Origin of the sequence: Paractinoplanes ferrugineus (assembly GCF_016862195.1) — a bacterium.
Taxonomy (GTDB): Bacteria; Actinomycetota; Actinomycetes; order Mycobacteriales; family Micromonosporaceae; genus Actinoplanes; species Actinoplanes ferrugineus.
In genome coordinates this window covers 115,366-136,500 of record NZ_BOMM01000003.1, presented here as the reverse complement: position 1 = coordinate 136,500, position 21,135 = coordinate 115,366, and the positions used below count along the sequence as shown (strand labels likewise).

Here is a 21,135-nt window from a genome sequence, read left to right as displayed (position 1 = left end):
TAAAGAGTTCAGCTGCCGTGCTCGAACTCCGTACGGTCCAGATAGCCGTCGCCGTCGTCGTCGAACATTCGCTTCTCGAAGACGCTGTCGTGGTTCTTGTCGTACTCGGCGAAGTCGACCCGGTTGTCGAGATCGGTGTCGTGGCCGATGAAATCGGCGCGGCCGTCCCCGTCGAGATCGACCCGGATCTCGGCGCCGCCGTGTCCGTCACCGGAATAGGTCGCCTTGTCGAAGTGGCCGTCGCCGTCGGCGTCGACCCGATTGTGGTAACCCTCGGGCGCGACGACCCGGGCGGTCACGTGCCGCACCGCCTCGTCGAGACCGATCGTCGGCGCGTCGCCCAGGCCCTGCCGCACCGCCGGCAGGCCGTCGAGATCGGGGCGGTCGCCGAGGCCGGACCGGCCGCCCAGCGCCTTGCCGGCGGCCATCCCGAACTCCGACCACCCGCCGAGGTCGTCGTTGCCGTCCTGCTGCGTCATCCCTGCACGGTACGGCTTTCAGTCCAGTTCGGGCATCGCCACCGGGTGTGGTCGGGGCCGGCAGGTGCCGCATTGGACCGCGTCCTCCACCACCAGCGCCTCCACCCGTTGCCGGGTCTCGGATCGGTTCACCTGGAGGATGAACGGCCCGAACCGGGCGTGATCGGGACAGACGGCGCGCCCGCAGAAGCGGCAACTTCCGCGGGCGGCCTCGGCACAGAACCAGCAGAGCATCGGCTCCCCTTTCCGATGCGTCTGACCTTACCTAGTTGTCGGGGCTTCCCTGTACCGCGGAATTCGACGGGGTCGACGTCGTCTGGGTCGGGTCCGGGGCGGGCGTGGTGGGCGGGGGGTTGGCCGGCGGCGTGGTCGTCGCCGGTTTGCTGGTCGCGGTGGTCGCGGGCGGCTTGGGGACGGTCGGCCGCGTCGTCGTCGGCGGCCGGGTCGTGGTGGCCCGGGTCGGCCGGGTGGTCGAATTGTTGGAGTCGTCCTCCGGAGTCGTCGGAGCGGCCGTGGCGCTGGTGGCACTCACGGCCGGGGCGACGCTCGCCGACGGGCCCTCGGTCGCCGACTCGCTCGGCGCCGGCTCCTCGCTCGGCGGCGCCGATTGCTCCTCCGACGGCGGAGTGATCTCGATGCCGTCGCCGCAGGTCAGTTTCGCGCCGGTGCCGTCGGTGGACTTCCCGGCGGCGGACACCGTGCCGGTCGAGACCGCGACCGTGCTGGTGTCGACCGAGTACCAAGCGGCGCCCTTGTTGGTCACGGTCCCGTCGGGCCGGGTCACACTGAGCGCGAGCGGGTTGAACGCGCCGCTCGTGCCGGCGGTGTCGGCCAGCACCCGGCCGGCCTGCAGAGTGACCTTGCCGCGCGGGGTCTGGTGCCGGCCGCCGTCGACGGACAGGCCGGCGATCATGATGCGCGAGCCGGCGCACAGCACCGTGACACCGCCGCCGGGGAACGTGAGGCGGGCCGTCGACTGGGTCGGCACGTCGACCTCGGTGCTGCTGCCGACATAGCGCTCGTCGCCCGGTTCCACCGTCACCGGACTGTCGCCGGGTGCCTGGGCCGTCGCGCGCCCCTGGTCGACGGTGATCAGCACCTGATCGCGGGGCATCTCGGCCCAGGCCGGGCCGGGCCGGAAGCTGAGCACGGTGAGCACGAGGGCGAGCACCAGCAGCAGCACGGTGAACCACCACAGACGACCCTCGAAACGGCGGTCGATCGACTGGTCGTCGGGACCCTCCGGCGGGCCGGGCGGAAGCGCGAGCGGAGGGTACGCGTCGGGCGCCGGCGCGCCGGGCCGGACTCCACCGTTCACCGCCACCAACGGCATCGGCGAGCCGGGCCGATGGCTGGCACCGACGAGCGGGGGCAGGTCGGAAGCATCGGGCAGGATCCAGAGACGTACGGGCGTGAGGGTCTGCGCCACCATTCCCGGGCTGCCGTCGCCGACCGGGCCGACAAGCGTGCCCCGGCGCAGTTCGGTGCCGTCGGCCATGGCGATCACGCCCGACTCGACGACAACCGCGTGGGTGGGACCGGGCAGGATGACCGGCGCACCGGCCTCCAGGTCGACCGGGTGCGCCGAGGCGATCAGGGCGAGGCGCTGGTCGACGGCGAGACCGGACAGCGCGGGCGTGTCGGCGAACAGCGACTCGGCCTCGGCGCGGTCCTGCGGCGGCGGCCCGGGCAGCGGGCCGACCACGGTCGCCACGGTGGCGCTCGGGATGTAGAGCAGGGTCGTGCCGGCGGTGTACCAGTCGAGCTGAGTGGACCGCCCGGTGAGCGCGTTGACCAGGCCGACGACGCCGCCGGGACCGACGTGGTGGCGGACCGTGCCGGGCGGATCGCCGGGCTTACGGGCGGCCAGCCCGCCCTCGACGACCACATAGACAGCTGACTGCGAGGTGCCGGCCAGGATCAGCGGCCGGCCGGTGGACGGATGCTCCCAGCGGGCGCGCGCGGCCAGTCCCTGCAACGCCGGCTCGGGCAGGCCGCCCAGTTCGGAGGCGCGCAGCGCGGCCAGCCGGCGGGGGTTGTCGGCCTCGCGGTCGTTCTCCGCCCGCTTCTGCCGGGAGCGGCGCCACCGCCGGGTCAGCCGGCCGAGCAGGAAGAAGACGGCGGGGGCGCCGAGGCCGAGGACGACAAGCACCAGCAGCAGGCCGCCGAGCAGCCCGGCCTGCCACAGCCCGGTGGCCAGGCCGGAGATCCGGTCCTCGCAGATCCGGAAGGCCAGCACGCCGGCAAGCGCCAGCCAGGCCACCGACACGATGCCGTAGAGCGCGACGAGGCGGCCCTCGCGGTCGAGCGCCGACCAGCGCGGTGGGCGGCCCCGCAACCGGGCACTGACCCAGGCGAGACCACGGGCGCGCAGCTGCGGGATCTCGAGCCAGTCCATCAGCAGGTACTGCCCGTCGAGCGGCAGGAACGGGCTGAGCTGGAAGAAGGCGTTCAGGTACCACAGAAAGGCGAGCTTGAAGGCGAGCCCGCCGAGAGCCGGCACGGCCAGACCACCGAGCTGGATCAGGCCGCCCAGCAGCAGCGCGCTGCCCGGTCCGGCCGCGGCCACCAGCATCCGGGCGCGGCGCCCGGCCATCCACACGTCGGTGGTGTCGACGAACAACGACGGGATGCCGAAGTAGACGAGCAGGCCGGCGGCCGGCACCTCACGACCGGCGGCCTTGGTGGCCAGCGCCCGGGCGAGCTCGTGGGTGGCCAGCACGAGGCCGTTGAGCACCACCAGCACGACCGCGCCCAGCAGGTAGGAGTCGCCGGCCAGGAACAGCGAGCGGCTGCCCCGCGCCCAGGTGGTCACGAACAGGCCGAGACCGACGGCCGCCAGCAAGCCGGTGAGCACGAACGCGGCGGTGCTGAAGAAGACCTTGCCGCCGGCCCGGTAGAGCCCGGTGATCAGACCGTCGACGTCGAAGACGAGCATGCGCCGGCCCCGGGCGGCAGCGAGCATGCCGTTGCCGACGCGCTCCGGCAGCGGCCGGCGCCGAGCCTCCTCGACCGGGCGGAACGCGTCCATCGGCAGTTCGTCGAGCATGCGGTTGCCGGCCAGGTCGGCGACGACCCGGCGGACCTGATCGGGGGCGAGCCGGCCGGCGATGCGGGCGAACTCGGCGACCAGCCGGGCCACCGTGTTCTCGCCGTCCATCAGCACCGCGAGCTGCCACTCCTCGGGCGTGAGGCGAAGGTATCCGGCCCGGGTGGCGCCGTCGGGCGAGCGCAACATGATGTACGCCTCGCCGCGCGCCGAGGTCAGTTGCACGGCCTCGATGCCGGCACGCAGCACCGGGCGCGCGCGGACCGGGTTGAGCCGGTCGACGACTGCGCCCCAGAGTCCGGGGTCGGCAGGGCCACCGGGTTCCCCCGGTGCGCGCCCGGCCAGGGCTTCCCAGACGTTCATCCGGGTCTCGACGTAGGTCACCTGAGCGGCCTCTCCCTGCACGGCGGCGGAAGCCGCCGATAGCGGATTGGAGACTAAGTGCTCGGCCGTTACCTGCGCGAGTCCCTGGCGAATATAGGACCTATTTGTCCTGAATTCATAATTGCCGGCCTACCCAAATGCGCGGCGGGCGGCATGCCAACCCCCTTGGCACACCGCCCGCCGCCGCGGGATGGAAAGTCGTCAGTCGGACTCGGCCAAAGTGACCGTGGCCTGCTTCTTCTCGCCGTTGCGGGTGTAGTCGATGGTCATCTTCTGACCGACCGCGCCGCCCTGCACGGCGGCGACCAGGTCGTCGGACCCGTCGATGTTCTTGCCGTCCACCGCGGTGATCACGTCACCCTGCTGGAGCTGGGCCTTCGCCGCGGCGCTGTTGGCGGTGACCGAACTGACCAGCGCGCCGCCGTTCTCGCCGTCGGTCACGCTGACGCCGAGCGCCGGGTGGCTGACCTTCTTGCCGTCCATCAGGTCCTTGGCGACCTGGGCCGCCTTGTCGCTCGGGATGGCGAAGCCGAGGCCGATGTTGCCGGAGCTCTGGCCCTGGGTGGCGATCGCCGAGTTGATGCCGATGACCTCACCGCTCGTGTTGACGAGGGCGCCACCCGAGTTGCCGGGGTTGATCGGCGCGTCGGTCTGCAGCAGGCCGGACATCGTGGTCGAGCTACCCGACTGCTGCTGCTGGTTGCCGCCGCCGAACGGGCTCTGCTGCTGACCGTCCTCGCTGCTGGACTTGATGGTGCGGTCCTTGGCGCTGATGATGCCGGCGGTGACCGAGCCCTCCAGGCCGAGCGGGCTGCCGATGGCCAGCACGGTGTCGCCCACCTGCATGTTGGCGCTCTTGCCGAACGTCGCCGCCTTGAGGCCGGCGACGCCGCTGACCTTGACCACGGCCAGGTCGGTGCGCGGGTCGGTGCCCACGATGGTGGCCTGCGCCTTCTTGCCGTCGGCGAAGATGACCGTGACGTTGCTGCCCTGCGCGGTCGCGACCACGTGGTTGTTGGTCACGATGTAGCCGTCGGTGTTGAGGATCACGCCGGATCCCTCACCGGTCTGGGTGGTGATCGAGACGACGCTGTCCTGCACGGCCGAGGCGATCTGCGACAGCGAGGAACGGTCGACCACCCGGCTGACCGACGAGCCGTTGCCGGTCTGCACGGTCGGACCGTTGTTGTCGTCGAACGCCAGTGCCGTTGCGGCGCCGACCCCACCCGCGCCGAGGGCGATCAGCACGGCAGCGGCGCCGGCCACGAAGATCTTGCGACCCCGGCCGTTGGACGGCGGGCGCTGGTCGGTGCCGACCGGGGCGGCCCAGGCGGGCTGGCCGTTGTGGTCGGTCGGCGCCCAGGTCTGCTGCCCGGTCTGGTCGGCGGACCACGGCTGCTGGCCGGTCTGGTCGGTGGCCGGCCAGGCCGGCTGGCCCTCGACGGCGGGTTGCGCGGTGGTCTGGGCGGCGGCACCGGACCAGGCGCCGGCATAGGCCGACTGCTGGCCGTAGTGCGGCTGGCCGTAACCGGGGTGCTGCTGGTAACCCTGGCCCGGGTAACCGGGCGTCTGGTAGCCGGGCGGCTGCTGGTAACCCTGGTGCGGCTGGTAGCCGGGCTGCTGCCAGGGCGACTGCGGCTGCTGCTGGGGCCAGGGCGTGCCGGACTGCGGCGCGGCACTCTGCGGCGCGGCGGCCGCCGGCGCGGCGGAGGCCGGGGCAGCCGACGCGGGCACAGCGGAAGCCGGCGCGGCGGAGGCCGGGCCGTCCGAGGCCGGCGTGCCGGCGGCCGCGGTCGCGGCGACCGGCGTGCCGGCGGCCGGGGAACTCGAGGTGGGGGCGTTCCACTGCGGGGCGGCGGCGGGGGCCCCGGCGGCCGGCTGCTCGGCAGTCGGCTGCTCGGACTGTCCCCGCTCCGGGCTGCTCCCGGCGGAGGCGTCCACTGGGCGCGGGTTGGTCTCGTTCTCGTTCATGGGGACTAGATTGCCCCACCTTGCTCGGCCATGCCTGTAGAGCGCCTGAACGTATTCTGTGAGTCGCGAACCCGGCTCAGGACGGCTCGACCGCCGGCAGGGTGACCCGGAACGTCGCACCGTGGCCGGGCTCGCTGTCGACCTCGACGGTCCCCTCGTGCGCGTGCACGATCGCCGCGACGATGGCCAGCCCCAGGCCGGTGCCGGTCTCGGTGCGATCGACCCGCCGGGTGCGGGCCTCGTCGGCGCGGTAGAACCGCTCGAAGACGTGCGCCTGCTGCTCCTCGGCCAGACCGGGGCCGGTGTCGGCGATCTCGACGACGGCGCGGTTTCCCGGCACCGCGTAGAGCCGCACCACCACGTCGGCCTCCGCCGGGGTGTGCACCAGGGCGTTCGTCATCAGGTTGCCGATCACCTGGCGCAGGCGTGTCTCGTCGGCCAGCGCCACCAGCATCTCCGGCTCGTCGCGGACGTCCAGCTCGATCTTGCGGGTGGGCGCGGTGGCCCGGGCGGCCGAAACCGCGTCGAGGGCCAGCACCGGCAGCTCCACCGGCCCGATGTCGAGCGGGCGCTCCCGGTCGAGCCGGGCCAGCAGCAGCAGGTCCTCCACCAGCAGACCCATCCGGGCGGCCTCGTCCTCGATCCGGCGGACCAGGCGGGCCACATCCTCGTCACCGCGCACCGCTCCCTGGCGGTACAGCTCGGCGAACCCGCGGATGGTGGTCAACGGCGTACGCAATTCGTGTGAGGCGTCCGCGACGAACTGCCGCATCTTGGCCTCCGAGCGCACCGCCCGCACCTCGGAGGTCTGCGCGGCCTCGGCCGCGTTGCGGGCCGCCGACTCCGACTCGGTACGCGCGGTGAACGCCGCCTCGATCTGGGCCAGCATCGCGTTCAGGGCGCGGGACAGCCGGCCCAGCTCGGTAGCCGGCTCGCCGTCGTGGGCCTCCGGATCGGGCACCCGCTGGGTGAGGTCACCGGCCGCGATCGCGGCCGCTGTTCGCTCGATCTGCAGCAGCGGGATGAGGCTCTGCCGGACGATGGCCGCACCCACCGAGGCGAGCGCGATCAGCACCCCGACGCCGACCAGCACGTCCACCCAGACGATCCAGGTGACCGCCTTCTCGATCACCGAGAGTTTCTCGGCCACCTGGATGACGCTGCCGCTGGGCGAGGTGGTGATCAGCACCCGCCAGTAGACCCGGCCGCTCGGCGAACGCACCGAGTAGGGCTCGCCACGGACGGCGTAGACGTCCTCGAGGCCGACCACCAGCGGCGGCCAGTCGTCCTTGGTGAGCGACGTGTCGCCGACACCGGGCTCCCCGCGGACCCCGTCCATCGAGCTGATCGACACGTAGTAGTCGCCGGGCACGGTGAACTTGGCCACTCTGGTGCCGGCCAGCGTCTGCGCGTAGATCGTCAGCGAGTCGTCGAGCCGCTGGAGCAGGTAGTTGTGCAGCGCGTAGGTGCTGGCCGAGCTGATCAGGGTGAGTGCCGCGACCACCAGCACCAGCACCGATGCGACCAGTTTGGTGCGCAGCGAGATCTGGCGCAGGCCGGTCTGCGGCGGGATCGAGTTGCGAACCCGCTCGGTCAGCGTCACGGCCGGGCTCAGACCGCGGGTTTGCGCAGCACGTAGCCGACGCCGCGGAGCGTGTGGATCAGGCGCGGCTGGACGTTGTCGACCTTGCGCCGGAGGTACGAGATGTAGGACTCCACGATGTTGTCGTCACCCCGGAAGTCGTACTTCCACACGTGGTCGAGGATCTGCGCCTTGGACAGCACCCGGTTGGCGTTGAGCATCAGGTAGCGCAGGAGCTTGAACTCGGTCGGCGAGAGCTGCACACGCTGGCCGGCCCGGTAGACCTCGTGGGTCTCCTCGTCGAGCTCGAGGTCGGCGAAGACCAGCCGGGACGGCTCTTCCTCGCCTGCGGTGGTGCGGCGCAGCACGGCCCGGATGCGGGCGGTGAGCTCCTCGAGGCTGAACGGCTTGGTCACATAGTCGTCGCCGCCGAGGGTGAGGCCCCGGATCTTGTCCTCGGTGCCGTCACGGGCGGTCAGGAACACCACCGGCGTGCGCTGGCCGCCCTCGCGCATGAGCCGGATGACCTCGAAACCGTCGAGGTCGGGCAGCATGACGTCGAGAACGACCAGGTCGGGTGTCGCGTTCTTCGCCGCGCTGACGGCCGCACTGCCACTGGTCGCGGTGCTGACGTCGAACCCGGCGAAGCGCAGGGAGGCGGAGAGCAGCTCGAGGATGTTCGCGTCGTCCTCGACGACGAGGAGCTTCGCCTCGCTCTGCTTGGGCTGGGTCTGAGCGGCCATGGCGCTCATTCTTTATCAGTACGCTGCACCTTCGCTGCACGCTTCCTGAAAGTTGACTGAGAAAGTACTCAGGCAGCGAGCCGGTAACCACCAGGTCCGAGCGAGGACTGCACCGCGCGAGCGAGCGTACGGCGGTCGGCCTCGACGGTCGGGCGCAGAGCCGGCGCGGTCACCAGAGTGATCGTCAGCGACCGTAGCGCGGCCACCCGGCGGATCGAGTCCATCAGCGTGTCGTCCCCGATGAACGCCGCCGCAGTCGTGTCGTAGCGGATCGAGGCGGGCACCACCGGCGCGTTCGCGTCGATCGCCGCCTGGAACAGGGCCGGGCGGAACCGGCCCTGGTTGGCCCCGCAGAACGTCGTACCCTCCGGGAAGGCCGCGACCGTCCGCCCGGCCCGCAGCTCGGCCGCCACCTCGGCCACCGTTCTCGGCAGCGCCTTCGGGCTCGACCGGTCGATGAAGATCGCCCCCGAGAGACCGGCCAGCGCGCCGATAGCCGGCCACGCACCCACCTCCCGCTTGGCCACCAGCTTGACCGGCGCCACCGCGAGCAGCACCAGGATGTCCAGCCAGGAGACGTGGTTGGCGACGAGCAGGCTGCCCGGCCGCAGCGCCGGTCCCTGCCGCACCAGCTTGATCCCGAGGACCGCGAGCATGGCGCGGGCCAGGGTCCGGACCGCGGTGCCGCGCAGGAGCGGCATCAGCAGGAAGCCCCCGACGAGTACGCCGGCCAGCGTCACCAGGCGCACCAGCGCGAGACCCGGGACGGCCCGCCGGTCGGCGCCGTCCCGACAGTGATCTCCGCAGCCGGAGACGGGTTGCCACATCATCGGTTGGCTCCCAGGAAGTGTCGGCGGTAACGCGGGTCCAGCCGGTCCATCGAGAACAACACGTAGAAGTCGGCGCACTGGAAATCCGGGTCGTAGGCCGGTTGTCCGCAGACCCAGCTGCCCAGGCGCAGGTAGCCCTTGAGCAGTGCGGGCGGCGGCGTCCGGGGGTCGCCGACCAGTTCGGTCCGGTGGACCCAGTTGTCCCGCGGGGTGACCCGCAGCGCCGGCGGGGCGAGGTGCTTGGACTGCACCCGGGCCCAGACCCCGGCCGCGGTCACGCCGCCGTCGGCCAGCGGCACCGAGGCGCAGCCGCCGAGCCAGCGCAGGTTCTTCAGGTACATGTAGCGGGCGATACCGGCCCACATCAGGTTGACCACGGCGCCGGTGCGGTGGTCGGGGTGCACGCAGGAGCGCCCGGTCTCGACCAGCTGGTCGCGCAGGGGCCGGAGCCCGGTGAGGTCGAACTCGCCGTCGCCGTAGCGACGCCCGGCGGCCTCGGCCGACTTGGGGGAAAGCATCCGGTAGGTCCCGACCACGGCGCCGGTCGCGTCGTCGCGAACGATCAGGTGGTCGCAGTGCTCGTCGAACTCGTCGATGTCCATCCCGTTCACGGCGCCGTGCAGAGTGGCGCCGAGTTCGCCGGCGAAGACGTCGTGGCGCAGCCGCTGCGCGGCGGCGACCTGAGTGGGATCGTCGGCGATGAGCAGGGTGTAGCCGCTGGTCCCGGTAGATGCGGGGGCGGTCAGGAGAACTGCCATGTCATCTGTGTAAGGGCGACAACTGCCGATGGAATGTCCGCTCAGGTGGGGATTAATGGCCGAAACATGAACGCCTTGTGCTTTCCACCGCGGGCCCACGTCGATGGCCCCGACCGAGTACCTTGATCCCTCCGGACCAGGTGGATGAGGGGGCAGTTCCGATGAGCGACGACATCGTCGTCGATCACCTGACCAAGCAGTACAAAAAACTGCGGGCAGTTGACGATCTGAGTTTCAGCGTGCGTTCCAGCCGGGTCACCGGCTTCCTCGGCCCCAACGGTGCGGGTAAGACGACCACCCTGCGCATGCTGCTGGGCCTGGTCACGCCGACCGCCGGCAACGCCACCATCGGCGGCCAGAAATACACCGAGCTGCCCGACCCGATCCGGCACGTCGGCGCGGTCCTCGAGGCGTCCAGCGCGCACCGCGGCCGCACCGGCCGCAACCACCTGCGGATGATCTGCCGGGCCGCCGGGCTGCCCGACTCCCGGGCCGACGAGGTGCTCGCGCTGGTCGGGCTCACCCCGGCCGCCAACCGCAAGTTCAAGGGCTTCTCGCTCGGCATGAAGCAGCGGCTCGGCATCGCCGCGGCCATGCTCGGCGACCCCCGGGTGCTGATCCTCGACGAGCCCGCCAACGGCCTCGACCCCGAGGGCATCCACTGGATGCGCGACCTGCTCAAGGCGTTCGCCGCCGAGGGCCGCACGGTGCTGGTCTCCAGCCACCTGCTGGGCGAGATGCAGTTGCTCGCCGACGACGTGGTGATCGTGGCGGCCGGCAAGCTGATCCGCCAAGGCCCGGTCGACGAGGTGCTCGGCTCGATGGGTGCGGCCCAGGTCAAGGTGCGCACCCCGCAGCCGGCCGAGCTGACCACCGCGCTGGCGTCCCTCGACGGGGTGACGGTGGCCCCGCAGGCCGACGGGTCGCTGCTGATCAGCGGCACCGGAGCGGCCGCGGTCGGGCACGCCGCCTTCACCGCCTCGGTCGAACTGCACGAACTAGCTTCCGAGCGCGGCGACCTCGAACAGGTCTTCCTCCAGCTCACGGCCGGAATGGCGGGAATCCGATGAGACTGGTCAACGCCGAGCTCTTCAAGCTCCGGTCCACCTCGCTCTGGTGGATCATGGGCATCGTCCTGCTCCCGCTCTACGCGGCGAGCGTGCTGGCCAACTGGGCGCAGTACGCCAACACCAACGCCGGCGACGTGAGCGACCCGGACCAGGCCGAGGCGGTCCGCGCCGCCCTGGAGCCGATCAACGTGGCCACCAGCATGTACACCAGTGGTCAGTACTTCGGCATTCTCATCCTCCTTCTGCTCGCCGCCATCATCGTCACCAGCGAGTTCTTCCACCTCACCGCGACCACCACGTTCCTGGTGACGCCGAGACGGGAGTCGGTGATCCTGGCGAAGTTCGGCGCCGCGGTGCTCGTCGGAGTACTGCTCTGGCTGCTCACCACCGTGCTCAACCTGATCTTCGTACCGCCGATCATGAGCAACCTCGACCTCGGCAGCCAGCTCGGCGAGCCGGCCGTGTGGCGGGCCATCGGGCTCAACCTGCTGGCCTTCGTGCTGTGGGCGGTGCTCGGCGTCGGCCTCGGCGTACTGATTCGCAGTCAGCTCGCGGCCACGCTGTTGCTCGGCATCGTCTACGTGGTCGGCACGCCCGCCGTCGGCCTGATCTTCTTCCTGCTCACCCGGTACGTGGCGGACTGGTTCGACAAGCTCCAGGTGCTCTTCCCGCCCAACGCCTCGCAGCTGATGATCTCCGGCACCGATCTGCCCGGTAACCCGCCGCGCTGGGTCGGCGCCGTCGTGCTGATCGGATACGCGGTGATCACCGGAGTCATCGGCACATTGATCACCAAGCGCCGCGACATCAGCTAGTTGACTTTGACCTTTACGTGTCCATCGGGCCGACGCGGGGGCGGATCTTGCCCCCGCACGGCGTAGCCTTTACACCGAATCCTTCCCGTCCCATGTGACGAAAACAGTCGCGTGCTGACAAACATGGTGAAAGAGGCGAACACGCAAGTGTCGACCCAGCAGACTTCGCATGAGAACCCACTCGCGGATTTCGGTCCGAACGAGTGGATCGTCGACGAGATGTACCAGCGCTACCTGGCCGACCCCTCGAGCGTCGACCCGGCCTGGCACGACTTCTTCGCCGACTACAAGCCGGCGATGGCAACGGGTTCGATCGTCACTCCCGACGAGGCGACCGCGGCCAACGCGACCGCGTCGGCAGCCCGGGCCGGCACCGACGCCCCGGCTGCCTCGACCGTCGCGCCGGTGAAGCCGACCGTCCCCGAAACTGCGAAGACTGCTGCGAAGCCCGCGCCGGCGGCCAAGCCGGCCCCGGCCGCCTCCTCGAACGGCAAGGCCCCGGAGGGCGCGAAGGTCACGACGCTGCGCGGCGTCGCGGGCAAGATCGTGCAGAACATGGAAGCCTCGCTCGAGGTGCCCACCGCGACCTCGGTGCGGGCCGTGCCGGCCAAGCTCATGGTCGACAACCGCATCGTGGTCAACAACCACCTCGCCCGCGGGCGGGGCGGCAAGGTCAGCTTCACCCACCTCATCGGGTGGGCGCTGGTCCGGGCGGTGCTCAAGCGCCCCGAGATGAACAACTCGTACGCTCAGATCGACGGCAAACCGGCCCTCGTGCAGCCCGAGCACATCAACCTCGGCATCGCGATCGACCTGGCCAAGAAGGACGGCACCCGCACACTGGTGGTGCCCTCCATCAAGAACTGCGAGAAGATGGACTTCCGCAAGTTCTGGCAGGCCTACGAGGACGTCGTGCGGCGGGCCCGGCGCAACGAGCTGACCATGGACGACTACGCCGGCACCACGATCTCGCTGACCAACCCCGGCGGCATCGGCACCGTGCATTCCATCCCGCGCCTGATGAGCGGCCAGAGCGCGATCATCGGCGTCGGCGCGATGGAATACCCGGCTCCCTACTCCGGGATGAGCGACGAGACGCTCACCGACCACGGCGTCAGCAAGGTCACGACGCTGACCAGCACCTACGACCACCGGGTCATCCAGGGTGCGCAGTCCGGCGAGTTCCTCAAGGCGATGCACGAATACCTGCTGGGCGAGCACGGCTTCTACGACGAGATCTTCACGTCGCTGCGCATTCCCTACGAGCCGGTCCGCTGGGTCCGCGACGTGGCCCGCACCTCCGAGGGCCAGATCGACAAGGCCGCCCGGGTCGTCGAGCTGATCCACGCCTACCGCGTGCGCGGTCACCTGATGGCCGACACCGACCCGCTCGAGTTCGAGATCCGCCGGCACCCCGACCTCGACGTGCTCCAGCACGGCCTGACGCTGTGGGACCTCGACCGCACGTTCCCGGTCGGCGGCTTCGCCGGCAAGCAGCGGATGAAGCTGCGGGACGTGCTCGGCGTCCTGCGTGACACGTACTGCCGCCGGGTCGGCATCGAGTACATGCACATCCAGGGTCCCGAGGAGCGGCGCTGGATCCAGGACCGCATCGAGATCAAATACACCAAGCCGGACCAGGACGAGCAGAAGCACATCCTCAACCGGCTGAACGCCGCCGAGGCCTTCGAGACCTTCCTGCAGACGAAGTACGTCGGGCAGAAGCGCTTCTCGCTGGAGGGTGGCGAGTCGCTGATCCCGCTGCTCGACGCCGTCCTCGAGTCGTCCGCCGACGCCGGTCTCGACGAGATGGTCATCGGCATGGCGCACCGGGGCCGCCTCAACGTGCTGGCCAACATCGTCGCCAAGCCGTACGAGAAGATCTTCAGCGAGTTCGAGGGTCAGATGGACCCGAAGACCGCGCACGGCTCCGGCGACGTGAAATATCACCTGGGCCAGACCGGGAAATACACCACGCCCGACGGCGAGCACTCGACCACCGTCAGCGTGGTGGCCAACCCGTCCCACCTGGAGGCCGTCGACCCGGTCCTGGAGGGCATCGTCCGGGCCAAGCAGGACCGCCTCGACCTCGGCCTGCACGGCTACACGGTGCTTCCGGTGCTGGTGCACGGGGACGCCGCGTTCGCCGGCCAGGGCGTGGTCGCCGAGACCCTCAACCTGTCGCAGCTGCGCGGTTACCGCACCGGTGGCACTGTGCACGTGATCGTCAACAACCAGGTCGGCTTCACCACGGCGCCGGAATACAGCCGCTCGTCGATGTACTCCACGGATGTCGCCCGGATGATCCAGGCGCCGATCTTCCACGTGAACGGGGACGACCCCGAGGCTGTCGTGCGGGTCGCCAAGCTGGCCTTCGAATACCGGCAGGCGTTCAACAAGGACGTCGTGATCGACCTCGTCTGCTACCGCCGCCGCGGGCACAACGAGGGCGACGACCCGTCGATGACCAACCCCCGGATGTACGAGATCATCGACACCAAGCGCTCGGTCCGCAAGCTCTACACCGAGGAGCTGATCGGCCGGGGCGACATCACCGTGGACGACGCCCAGGAGCAGCTGCGCGACTACCAGTCCCAACTGGAGCAGGTCTTCAAGGCCACCCGGGACGCGGCCGGCACGCCGCCCCGCCCGCGGGTCATCTCCGAGGAGCCGGAGCCGCTGGTCGAGACCGCGGTCGACGCCTTGGTGGTGGGCTCGGTCGGCCAGTCGCACCTCGACCTGCCGGAGGGCTTCACCCCGCACAAGCGGGTCCAGCAGCTGCTCGAGCGACGGGCCAAGATGTCCGCCGAGGGCGGCATCGACTGGGGCTTCGGTGAGCTGATCGCCTTCGGCTCGCTGCTCAACCAGGGCGTCACCGTCCGCCTCGCGGGCCAGGACTCGCGCCGTGGCACCTTCGTCTCCCGGCACGCCTCGATCGTCGACTCGAAGACCGGCAAGGACTTCCTCCCGCTGAGCACGCTGGCCACCGGAAACGCCCGGTTCTTCGTGCACGACTCGCTGCTGAGCGAATACGCCGCGATGGGCTTCGAGTACGGCTACTCGGTGGAGAACCCGGACGCCCTGGTCCTCTGGGAGGCCCAGTTCGGTGACTTCGCCAACGGCGCCCAGTCCATCGTCGACGAGTTCATCTCGTCCGGCGAGGTGAAGTGGGGTCAGCAGTCGTCGCTGGTGCTGCTCCTCCCGCACGGCCAGGAGGGCCAGGGTCCGGACCACTCGTCCGGCCGGCCCGAGCGGTTCCTGCAGCTCTGCGCGCAGGACAACATGCGGGTCGCCAACCCGACCACCCCGGCCAACTATTTCCACCTGCTGCGCCGGCAGGCACTGTCGAGCAAGCGCAAGCCGCTCGTGGTGTTCTCGCCGAAGTCGCTGCTGCGGCACAAGCTCGCGGTGTCGTCGGTCGCCGACTTCACCACCGGCACGTTCCAGCCGGTCATGCCCGACGCCGGGGTCAACGGCACGCCGCTCGACGCCGGTTCGGTCAAGCGGGTGCTGCTCTGCTCGGGCAAGGTCTACTACGACCTGTTCCAGGCCCGGGCCGAGCGCGGCATCACCGACACCGCGATCATCCGGATGGAGCAGATCTACCCGCTGCCGGTGGCCGAGCTCAAGGCGATCCTCGCCCAGTTCCCCGAGGCCGAGGACTTCGCCTGGGTGCAGGAGGAACCGGCCAACCAGGGGGCCTGGTCGTTCGTGGCGCTCAACCTGCTCGAGCACCTCGAGGGCGTCCGACTCCGGCGGATCTCCCGCCCGGCCGCGGCGGCCCCGGCGGTCGGCTCGGCCAAGATGCACGACGCCGAGCAGTCGGCGCTGATCGAGGCCGCTCTGCCGCGTCCGTGACCTGACGGAAAGGGGGCGCTCCGCCGCGGCGGGGCGCCCCCTTTTACTATCCGGGCATGTACTTCACCGATCGAGGCATCGAGGAGCTGGTCAACCGCCGTGGCGAGGAGACCGTCACGCTGGAGTGGCTCGCCGAGCAGTTGCGCACCTTCGTCGACATGAACCCCGAGTTCGAGACCCCGATCGAGCGGTTCGCCACCTGGCTGGCCCGCGACGACGAGGATGACGAGGAGTAGCTCGCCGCCGCCGATCCGGCGGATCGAGCTCGCCCCGGGCGCCGTGGTCGACGGGACCGCGTGGTGGGCGAAGATCCCGGCGATCGCGGCGGTGCTCGAGCACGGACTGAACCTGCCGGCCGGGGTGACCTTCCTGGTCGGCGAGAACGGTTCGGGCAAGTCGACCCTGATCGAGGCGCTGGCCGGGGTGCACGGTCTCAACCCGGAGGGCGGCTCGCGGGGTGCGAGGCACTCGACCCGGGTCACCGAGGCGCCGCTGGCCGACCTGCTGCGGGTCGTCCGCTCCCCGGGCAAGCAGGTCAACTCGTACTTCCTGCGGGCCGAGACGATGCACGGGCTCTACACGTACCTCGAGGATCTGCCCGGCTCGCCGGATGATGATCTGCACGACCGCAGCCACGGTGAGGGCTTCCTGGCGCTCCTGGAGCGCAAGTTCCGGGGGTACGGCTTCTATCTGATGGACGAGCCCGAGGCGCCGCTGTCGTTCACCTCGACGCTGGGGCTGGTCGCCCACCTCGACACGCTGCGCCGGGCCGGGGCGCAGGTGGTGGTGGCCACCCATTCGCCGCTGCTGACCGCCCTGCCCGGGGCCACCATCCTCGAGTTGAGCGAGTCCGGCATCCGGCGCACGAGCTGGGACGACCTCGAGCTGACCAATCGGTGGCGGCTGTTCCTGAGCGCTCCGGAGTCCTACCTGCGACATCTCCTGTAGTGACTTTTGACCCGGCGGCGTGCCCGTCCGGGCCGGTAGTTTGAACGCGTGGCAAGAAGCGTCTACGTGGCCGGGCTCGGCCCCGGTGTCGGCAAGAGCACCGTTGCGCTCGGCTTGGTCGAGCTGCTCTCCCGGCAGGTCGCCCGGATCGGGGTTTTCCGTCCGCTGCTCTCCGGTCCCGGCCAGGACCCGTTGCTGGAACTGCTCACCGAGCGCTATCCGGTGATGGCCCCCTATGCCGACTCGTTCGGCGTGACCGCGGCCGAGGCCGGGGAGCTGGTCGCCGACGGTAAGTGGGAGGAGCTGATCGCCCGCATCGTCGAGCGCTACCGCGAGGTCGAGAGACGGTGCGCGTCGGTCGTGGTGATCGGCAGCGACTTCACCGGCGGGCCGTCCACCGGCGGCGACGAGATGCCTCGTGAGCTGGGCTTCAACGCCCGCCTGGCGACCGAGTTCGGCAGCGTGGTGATCCCGGTGATCAGCGGCGAGGGGCGCACCGAGGAGTCGATCGGGGCGGCCGCGCGAAGTGCGTACCATTCGCTTGTCGATCTTGATGCCACCGTGCTCGCGGTGATCGCCAACCGGGTGCCGCGGGTGCCGATGCAACCGGCCGCCGGTCTGCCCGTGCCGATGTGGTCGATCCCCGAGGTGCCGGCCGTGGCCGCGCCGACCGTCGCCGAGGTGGCCGCCGCGCTCGACGCGACCGTGCTCGCCGGCTCGGAGAGCGCGCTCGACCGCGACGTCCTCGACTACGTGGTGGGCGCCGCGCACGTGCCGGCCCTGCTGGAGCACCTGACCGACGGGGCGCTGCTGATCACCCCGGGCGACCGCGCCGACCTGCTGGTGGCCGCGAGCGCGGCGCACGCGGCCGGCGACGTCACGCTCTCCGGCCTGGTGCTGACGCTCGGCGAGCACCCCGACCCGCGGGCCGTGGCGGTGATCGAGAAGCTCAACACCGGCCTCGCCATGCTCGTCGTCGACTCCGACAGCTACCACACGATCTATTCGGCCGCGCACATCGAGGCCCGGCTCAGCACCAACACGCCGCGCAAGGTCGAGGCGGCGCTCGGCGCGTTCGAGGAAAATGTCGACACCGGCGAGCTGGCCCGCATCCTCGACGTGGCGCGTTCGAGCCGGGTCACCCCGCTCATGTTCGAGAACGACCTGATCGACCGGGCCCGGGCCGACCGTCGCCGGCTGGTGCTGCCCGAGGGCACCGACGAGCGCATCCTGCGCGCCACCGAGACGCTGCTGCGCCGCGGCGTCGCCGAGCTCACCCTGCTGGGCGACCGGGCCGAGATCACCCGGCGGGCCCGCGAGCTGGGCGTCTCCATCGGCGGAGCCAAACTCGTCGACCCCGAGACGAGCGAGCTGCGCGACCACTTCGCCGAGCGGTACGCCGAGCTGCGCAAGAAGAAGGGCGTAACCCTCGATCTGGCGTACGACGTGGTCCGCGACGTCAACTACTTCGGCACCCTGATGGTCGAGCAGGGGCTGGCCGACGGCATGGTCTCCGGCGCCAACCACACCACGGCCGCCACCATCCGCCCCGCCTTCGAGATCATCCGTACGGTCCCGGGGCTGTCCGTCGCGTCCAGCGTGTTCTTCATGCTGCTCGCCGACCGGGTGCTGGTCTACGGCGACTGCGCGGTCAACCCCGACCCCGACGCCGCCCAACTCGCCGACATCGCGCTCTCCTCGGCCGACACCGCCGCCGCGTTCGGCATCGAGCCCCGGGTGGCGATGCTGTCCTATTCGACAGGCAGCAGCGGGACCGGCGCCGACGTGGAGAAGGTCGCGGCGGCCACCGCCCTGGTCCGGGAACGCCGGCCCGACCTGCCGGTGGAGGGCCCGATCCAGTACGACGCGGCCGTCGACCCGGCGGTGGCGGCCACCAAGCTGCCGGACAGCACGGTCGCGGGCAAGGCGACGGTGTTCGTGTTCCCCGACCTCAATACTGGGAACAACACCTACAAGGCGGTCCAGCGGTCGGCCCACGCGGTCGCCGTCGGGCCGGTCATGCAGGGCCTGCGGCGACCGGTCAACGACCTGTCCCGGGGTGCGACGGTCAAGGACATCGTCAACACGGTGGCGATCACGGCGATTCAGGCGGCAGCGCGATGACACGGGTCTTGGTTCTCAACACCGGTTCCTCCTCGGTGAAATACCGGCTCTTCGACGGCACCACCACGCTCGCGAAGGGGCTTGTCGAGCGGATCGGCGAGTCCGGCGGCGGGACCGCCGACCACCGTGCGGCACTCCAGCAGATCATGTCCGAGACCGACCTCGACGGCCTTGCCGCGGTCGGCCACCGGGTCGTGCACGGCGGTTCCGACTTCACCGAGCCGACCGTGGTCGACGACGACGTGGTGGCCCGGATCGAGGCGCTGATCCCGCTGGCGCCGCTGCACAACCCGGCCGCGGTCAGCGGGCTCGAGGTCGCCCGCACGCTCCTGCCCGACATCCCGCAGGTGGCGGTCTTCGACACCGCGTTCCACTCGACGATCCCGGCCGAGGGCGTGACCTGGGCGATCGACGCGGAGCTGGCGGCCAAGTGGCAGATCCGGCGCTACGGGTTCCACGGCACCTCGCACGGGTACGTGGCGCGCCGCACCGCCGAGATCCTCGGTAGGCCGCTCGAGGACACCAACGTGATCACCCTGCACCTCGGCAACGGCGCGAGTGCCGCGGCCGTGCGAGGCGGTCGCAGTGTGGCCACCTCGATGGGCCTGTCCCCGCTGGACGGCCTGGTGATGGGCACCCGCAGCGGCTCGATCGACCCGACGGTGATCTTCCACCTGCACCGGGTGGCCGGCCTGTCGCTCGACGAGATCGAGAGTTCCCTGACCCGGCACGGCGGCCTGTTGGGCCTCTGCGGCGACAACGACATGCGTGCCGTCGAAGACCGGGTCGAGGCCGGCGATCCGGCCGCCGTCCTGGCCTTCGACGTCTACTTGCGGCGCCTGCGTGAGACCGTCGGCGCCTACCTCGCGGTGCTGGGCCGGGTCGACGCGATCACGTTCACGGCCGGCGTCGGTGAGCACTCGCCCACCGTCCGGGCTCGCTCGCTCGCCGGTCTGGAACCGCTGGGCATCGCGATCGACCCGACCCGCAACGAGGCCGGCGCCGAGATCGTCTCGCCCGCCGACAGTCGCACCGCGGTGCTGGTGGTGCCGACCGACGAGGAGCTGGAGATCGCCAACCAGACCCGCACCGCGCTGGGCCTGGCCGACTGAGCTCCGGTCCGGCTAGGACGCGAGCCAGACGATCAGGGCGATGAGGACCACCGCGACGACCACGCCGGCCGCGATGATCGGAGTCTTGGACGGGGTTGGTGCGGCGGCCTGCTCGGCCGGGGCGGTCTGGAAGGCCCGGAACGCCTCGGTGTTGCCGCTCGGATCGACACTGTTGTCAGACATGCGCACGACCATAGCGAAAAGTTGCTCGTGAGCCGACCCCCGCATCCGCCCGGTCGCGTCTCCTACCAGGAGAAATGCGCTCGCTCTGGGGATTTCACCCCTTCGTGGGCGGGTCGGGCCGTAACTTCGGGTCATGGGAAGGCGGCGATTCACGTTTGCGGCGGTGGCCCTGGCCGTCGCGTTGACGGCCGGTGGTTGCTCCGGCGCCGCGGCCGGGCCGCCGACGACCGCTCCCGCGCCGCCGGCCGCCGTTCCGGCCGTTCCGGAACACCAGACCTACCCGGTCGGCTTCCGCACCCTTGACCTGCATCGAGGGCCGGGCCGTCCACTCCCCACCCTGGTCTTCTATCCCGCGCTCAGTTCTTCGCCGGGCGAGCGGACCACCGGCCACCGCGCCGAGCCTGCCAACGGCCTCTTCGTGATGGCCGGCGGGCGGTCCGCAGCGCGCCGGGACGGGACGCTGCCGCCGATCACCCGGATCGGGCCCGCCGCCTACCCGGAGCTCGTCGCGCGGCTCCAAGCGGTGGCGACAGCCGGGACGCCGCCCGCCGCCGGGCGCTTTCCGCTCGTCCTGTTCAGCCACGGACTGTTCGGGTCGGCGGAACGGTACGCGGCGGTGGCGGCCCAGCTCGCGTCGGCGGGGTTCGTGGTGGCCGCGCCGACCTACCCGTACACCAGTGAATTCGCCCCTCGCTTCCGGCGGTCCGACCTCGTGCACCAGCCCGCCGACGCGCGGTTCGTGCTCACCCAGGTGCTGCGGCTCGACCAGACCGCGGGCGATCCGCTCCGCCGGCGGATCGACACCGAACACATCGCGGCGGTCGGGCACTCCGCCGGCGGCTACACCACCACCGGGCTGTTCGTCGCCGGGCACGACCCACGGCTTCGGGCGGGCGTGGTCATGGCCGGCTGGGCGGCGGCGGGGGCGTTCGCGGGACCGCCCGCCACGATGCTCTTCCTGCAGGGCACCTCCGATCCGGTGGTGCCCCGGACGGTGAGCCACGCGGCCTGGCTCCGGGTGCCCTGGACCAAGGCGTACGTGCTGCTGCGCGGCAACTCGCACTCGACGTACCTGCAGCCGGGTGATCTCGGATACGCCACGATGCTGTCCACCGTCACCGATTTCCTGCGTTGGACGCTGGGCGGCGACGAGACGGCCCGCAAACCTCTGCCGAGCATGGTCAAGGCCACAGCCGGGACCCAAGGAACTCACAGCTGAGCACCGCAGA

17 protein-coding genes are annotated in these 21,135 nt (G+C 70.8%); 8 read left to right on the top strand and 9 right to left on the bottom strand.

Annotated elements, in window-relative coordinates; translation table 11 throughout:
• Positions 1–8 precede the first annotated feature (8 nt).
• The 8 genes from Afe05nite_RS03410 to Afe05nite_RS03375 form a co-directional block, all read right to left on the bottom strand.
• Positions 9–479: an EF-hand domain-containing protein gene (locus tag Afe05nite_RS03410; protein ID WP_203815457.1), complete on the bottom strand. Its 471-nt coding sequence runs from the start codon at positions 477–479 to the stop codon at positions 9–11.
• 18 nt (positions 480–497) lie between these two features.
• Positions 498–713, bottom strand: coding sequence for a hypothetical protein (locus Afe05nite_RS03405; RefSeq protein ID WP_203815456.1), 216 nt, complete (start codon positions 711–713; stop codon positions 498–500).
• A gap of 31 nt (positions 714–744) precedes the next feature.
• A complete protein-coding gene (locus tag Afe05nite_RS03400) occupies positions 745–3,912 on the bottom strand; it encodes a cyclic nucleotide-binding protein (protein ID WP_203815455.1) in 3,168 nt (1,055 codons plus the stop codon).
• Between the two features lie 201 nt (positions 3,913–4,113).
• Positions 4,114–5,883 (bottom strand): S1C family serine protease, encoded by a 1,770-nt coding sequence (locus Afe05nite_RS03395; protein WP_203815454.1) that lies wholly within the window; start codon positions 5,881–5,883, stop codon positions 4,114–4,116.
• 76 nt (positions 5,884–5,959) lie between these two features.
• The gene (locus Afe05nite_RS03390) at positions 5,960–7,486 is read right to left on the bottom strand and encodes a sensor histidine kinase (protein ID WP_203815453.1); all 1,527 of its coding nucleotides are present in this window, start codon (positions 7,484–7,486) and stop codon (positions 5,960–5,962) included.
• Between the two features lie 8 nt (positions 7,487–7,494).
• The gene (locus Afe05nite_RS03385) at positions 7,495–8,208 is read right to left on the bottom strand and encodes a response regulator transcription factor (protein WP_203815452.1); all 714 of its coding nucleotides are present in this window, start codon (positions 8,206–8,208) and stop codon (positions 7,495–7,497) included.
• A 68-nt stretch (positions 8,209–8,276) separates the two neighbouring features.
• A complete protein-coding gene (locus Afe05nite_RS03380) occupies positions 8,277–9,038 on the bottom strand; it encodes a lysophospholipid acyltransferase family protein (RefSeq protein WP_203815451.1) in 762 nt (253 codons plus the stop codon).
• Positions 9,035–9,796 carry a GNAT family N-acetyltransferase gene (locus Afe05nite_RS03375; protein WP_203815450.1) on the bottom strand — a complete coding sequence of 254 codons (762 nt, stop codon included), beginning with the start codon at positions 9,794–9,796 and terminating at the stop codon, positions 9,035–9,037. Before Afe05nite_RS03375 ends, Afe05nite_RS03380 begins: the two co-directional genes overlap by 4 nt.
• Positions 9,797–9,957: 161 nt before the next feature.
• Here Afe05nite_RS03375 and Afe05nite_RS03370 point away from each other — a divergent pair, with 161 nt between their 5' ends.
• The 7 genes from Afe05nite_RS03370 to Afe05nite_RS03340 all read left to right on the top strand — a co-directional run bounded on the left by Afe05nite_RS03370 (position 9,958) and on the right by Afe05nite_RS03340 (position 19,723).
• The gene (locus tag Afe05nite_RS03370; RefSeq protein WP_203815449.1) at positions 9,958–10,866 is read left to right on the top strand and encodes an ABC transporter ATP-binding protein; all 909 of its coding nucleotides are present in this window, start codon (positions 9,958–9,960) and stop codon (positions 10,864–10,866) included.
• On the top strand, positions 10,863–11,681 hold the full coding sequence (locus Afe05nite_RS03365) for a DUF2705 family protein (RefSeq protein ID WP_203815448.1): 819 nt from the start codon (positions 10,863–10,865) through the stop codon (positions 11,679–11,681). Before Afe05nite_RS03370 ends, Afe05nite_RS03365 begins: the two co-directional genes overlap by 4 nt.
• Positions 11,682–11,804: 123 nt before the next feature.
• A complete protein-coding gene (locus Afe05nite_RS03360) occupies positions 11,805–15,539 on the top strand; it encodes a multifunctional oxoglutarate decarboxylase/oxoglutarate dehydrogenase thiamine pyrophosphate-binding subunit/dihydrolipoyllysine-residue succinyltransferase subunit (RefSeq protein WP_438867500.1) in 3,735 nt (1,244 codons plus the stop codon).
• 56 nt (positions 15,540–15,595) lie between these two features.
• Entirely contained in the window at positions 15,596–15,775 is a 180-nt protein-coding gene (locus tag Afe05nite_RS03355) for a DUF6104 family protein (protein ID WP_203815446.1), read from the top strand.
• The gene (locus Afe05nite_RS03350; protein WP_203815445.1) at positions 15,762–16,487 is read left to right on the top strand and encodes an AAA family ATPase; all 726 of its coding nucleotides are present in this window, start codon (positions 15,762–15,764) and stop codon (positions 16,485–16,487) included. Before Afe05nite_RS03355 ends, Afe05nite_RS03350 begins: the two co-directional genes overlap by 14 nt.
• Before the next feature lie 48 nt (positions 16,488–16,535).
• Positions 16,536–18,611, top strand: coding sequence for a phosphate acetyltransferase (gene pta / locus Afe05nite_RS03345; RefSeq protein ID WP_203815444.1), 2,076 nt, complete (start codon positions 16,536–16,538; stop codon positions 18,609–18,611).
• Complete coding sequence (locus Afe05nite_RS03340; RefSeq protein ID WP_203815443.1) at positions 18,608–19,723, top strand: acetate kinase; 1,116 nt, start codon at positions 18,608–18,610, stop codon at positions 19,721–19,723. Before pta ends, Afe05nite_RS03340 begins: the two co-directional genes overlap by 4 nt.
• 12 nt (positions 19,724–19,735) lie before the next feature.
• Here Afe05nite_RS03340 and Afe05nite_RS03335 read toward each other — a convergent pair whose 3' ends face one another.
• Entirely contained in the window at positions 19,736–19,906 is a 171-nt protein-coding gene (locus Afe05nite_RS03335; protein WP_203815442.1) for a hypothetical protein, read from the bottom strand.
• A 133-nt stretch (positions 19,907–20,039) separates the two neighbouring features.
• Here Afe05nite_RS03335 and Afe05nite_RS03330 point away from each other — a divergent pair, with 133 nt between their 5' ends.
• Positions 20,040–21,125, top strand: a complete 1,086-nt coding sequence (locus tag Afe05nite_RS03330) for an alpha/beta hydrolase family protein (RefSeq protein WP_203815441.1) — start codon at positions 20,040–20,042, stop codon at positions 21,123–21,125.
• The last annotated feature ends 10 nt before the right edge of the window (positions 21,126–21,135 follow it).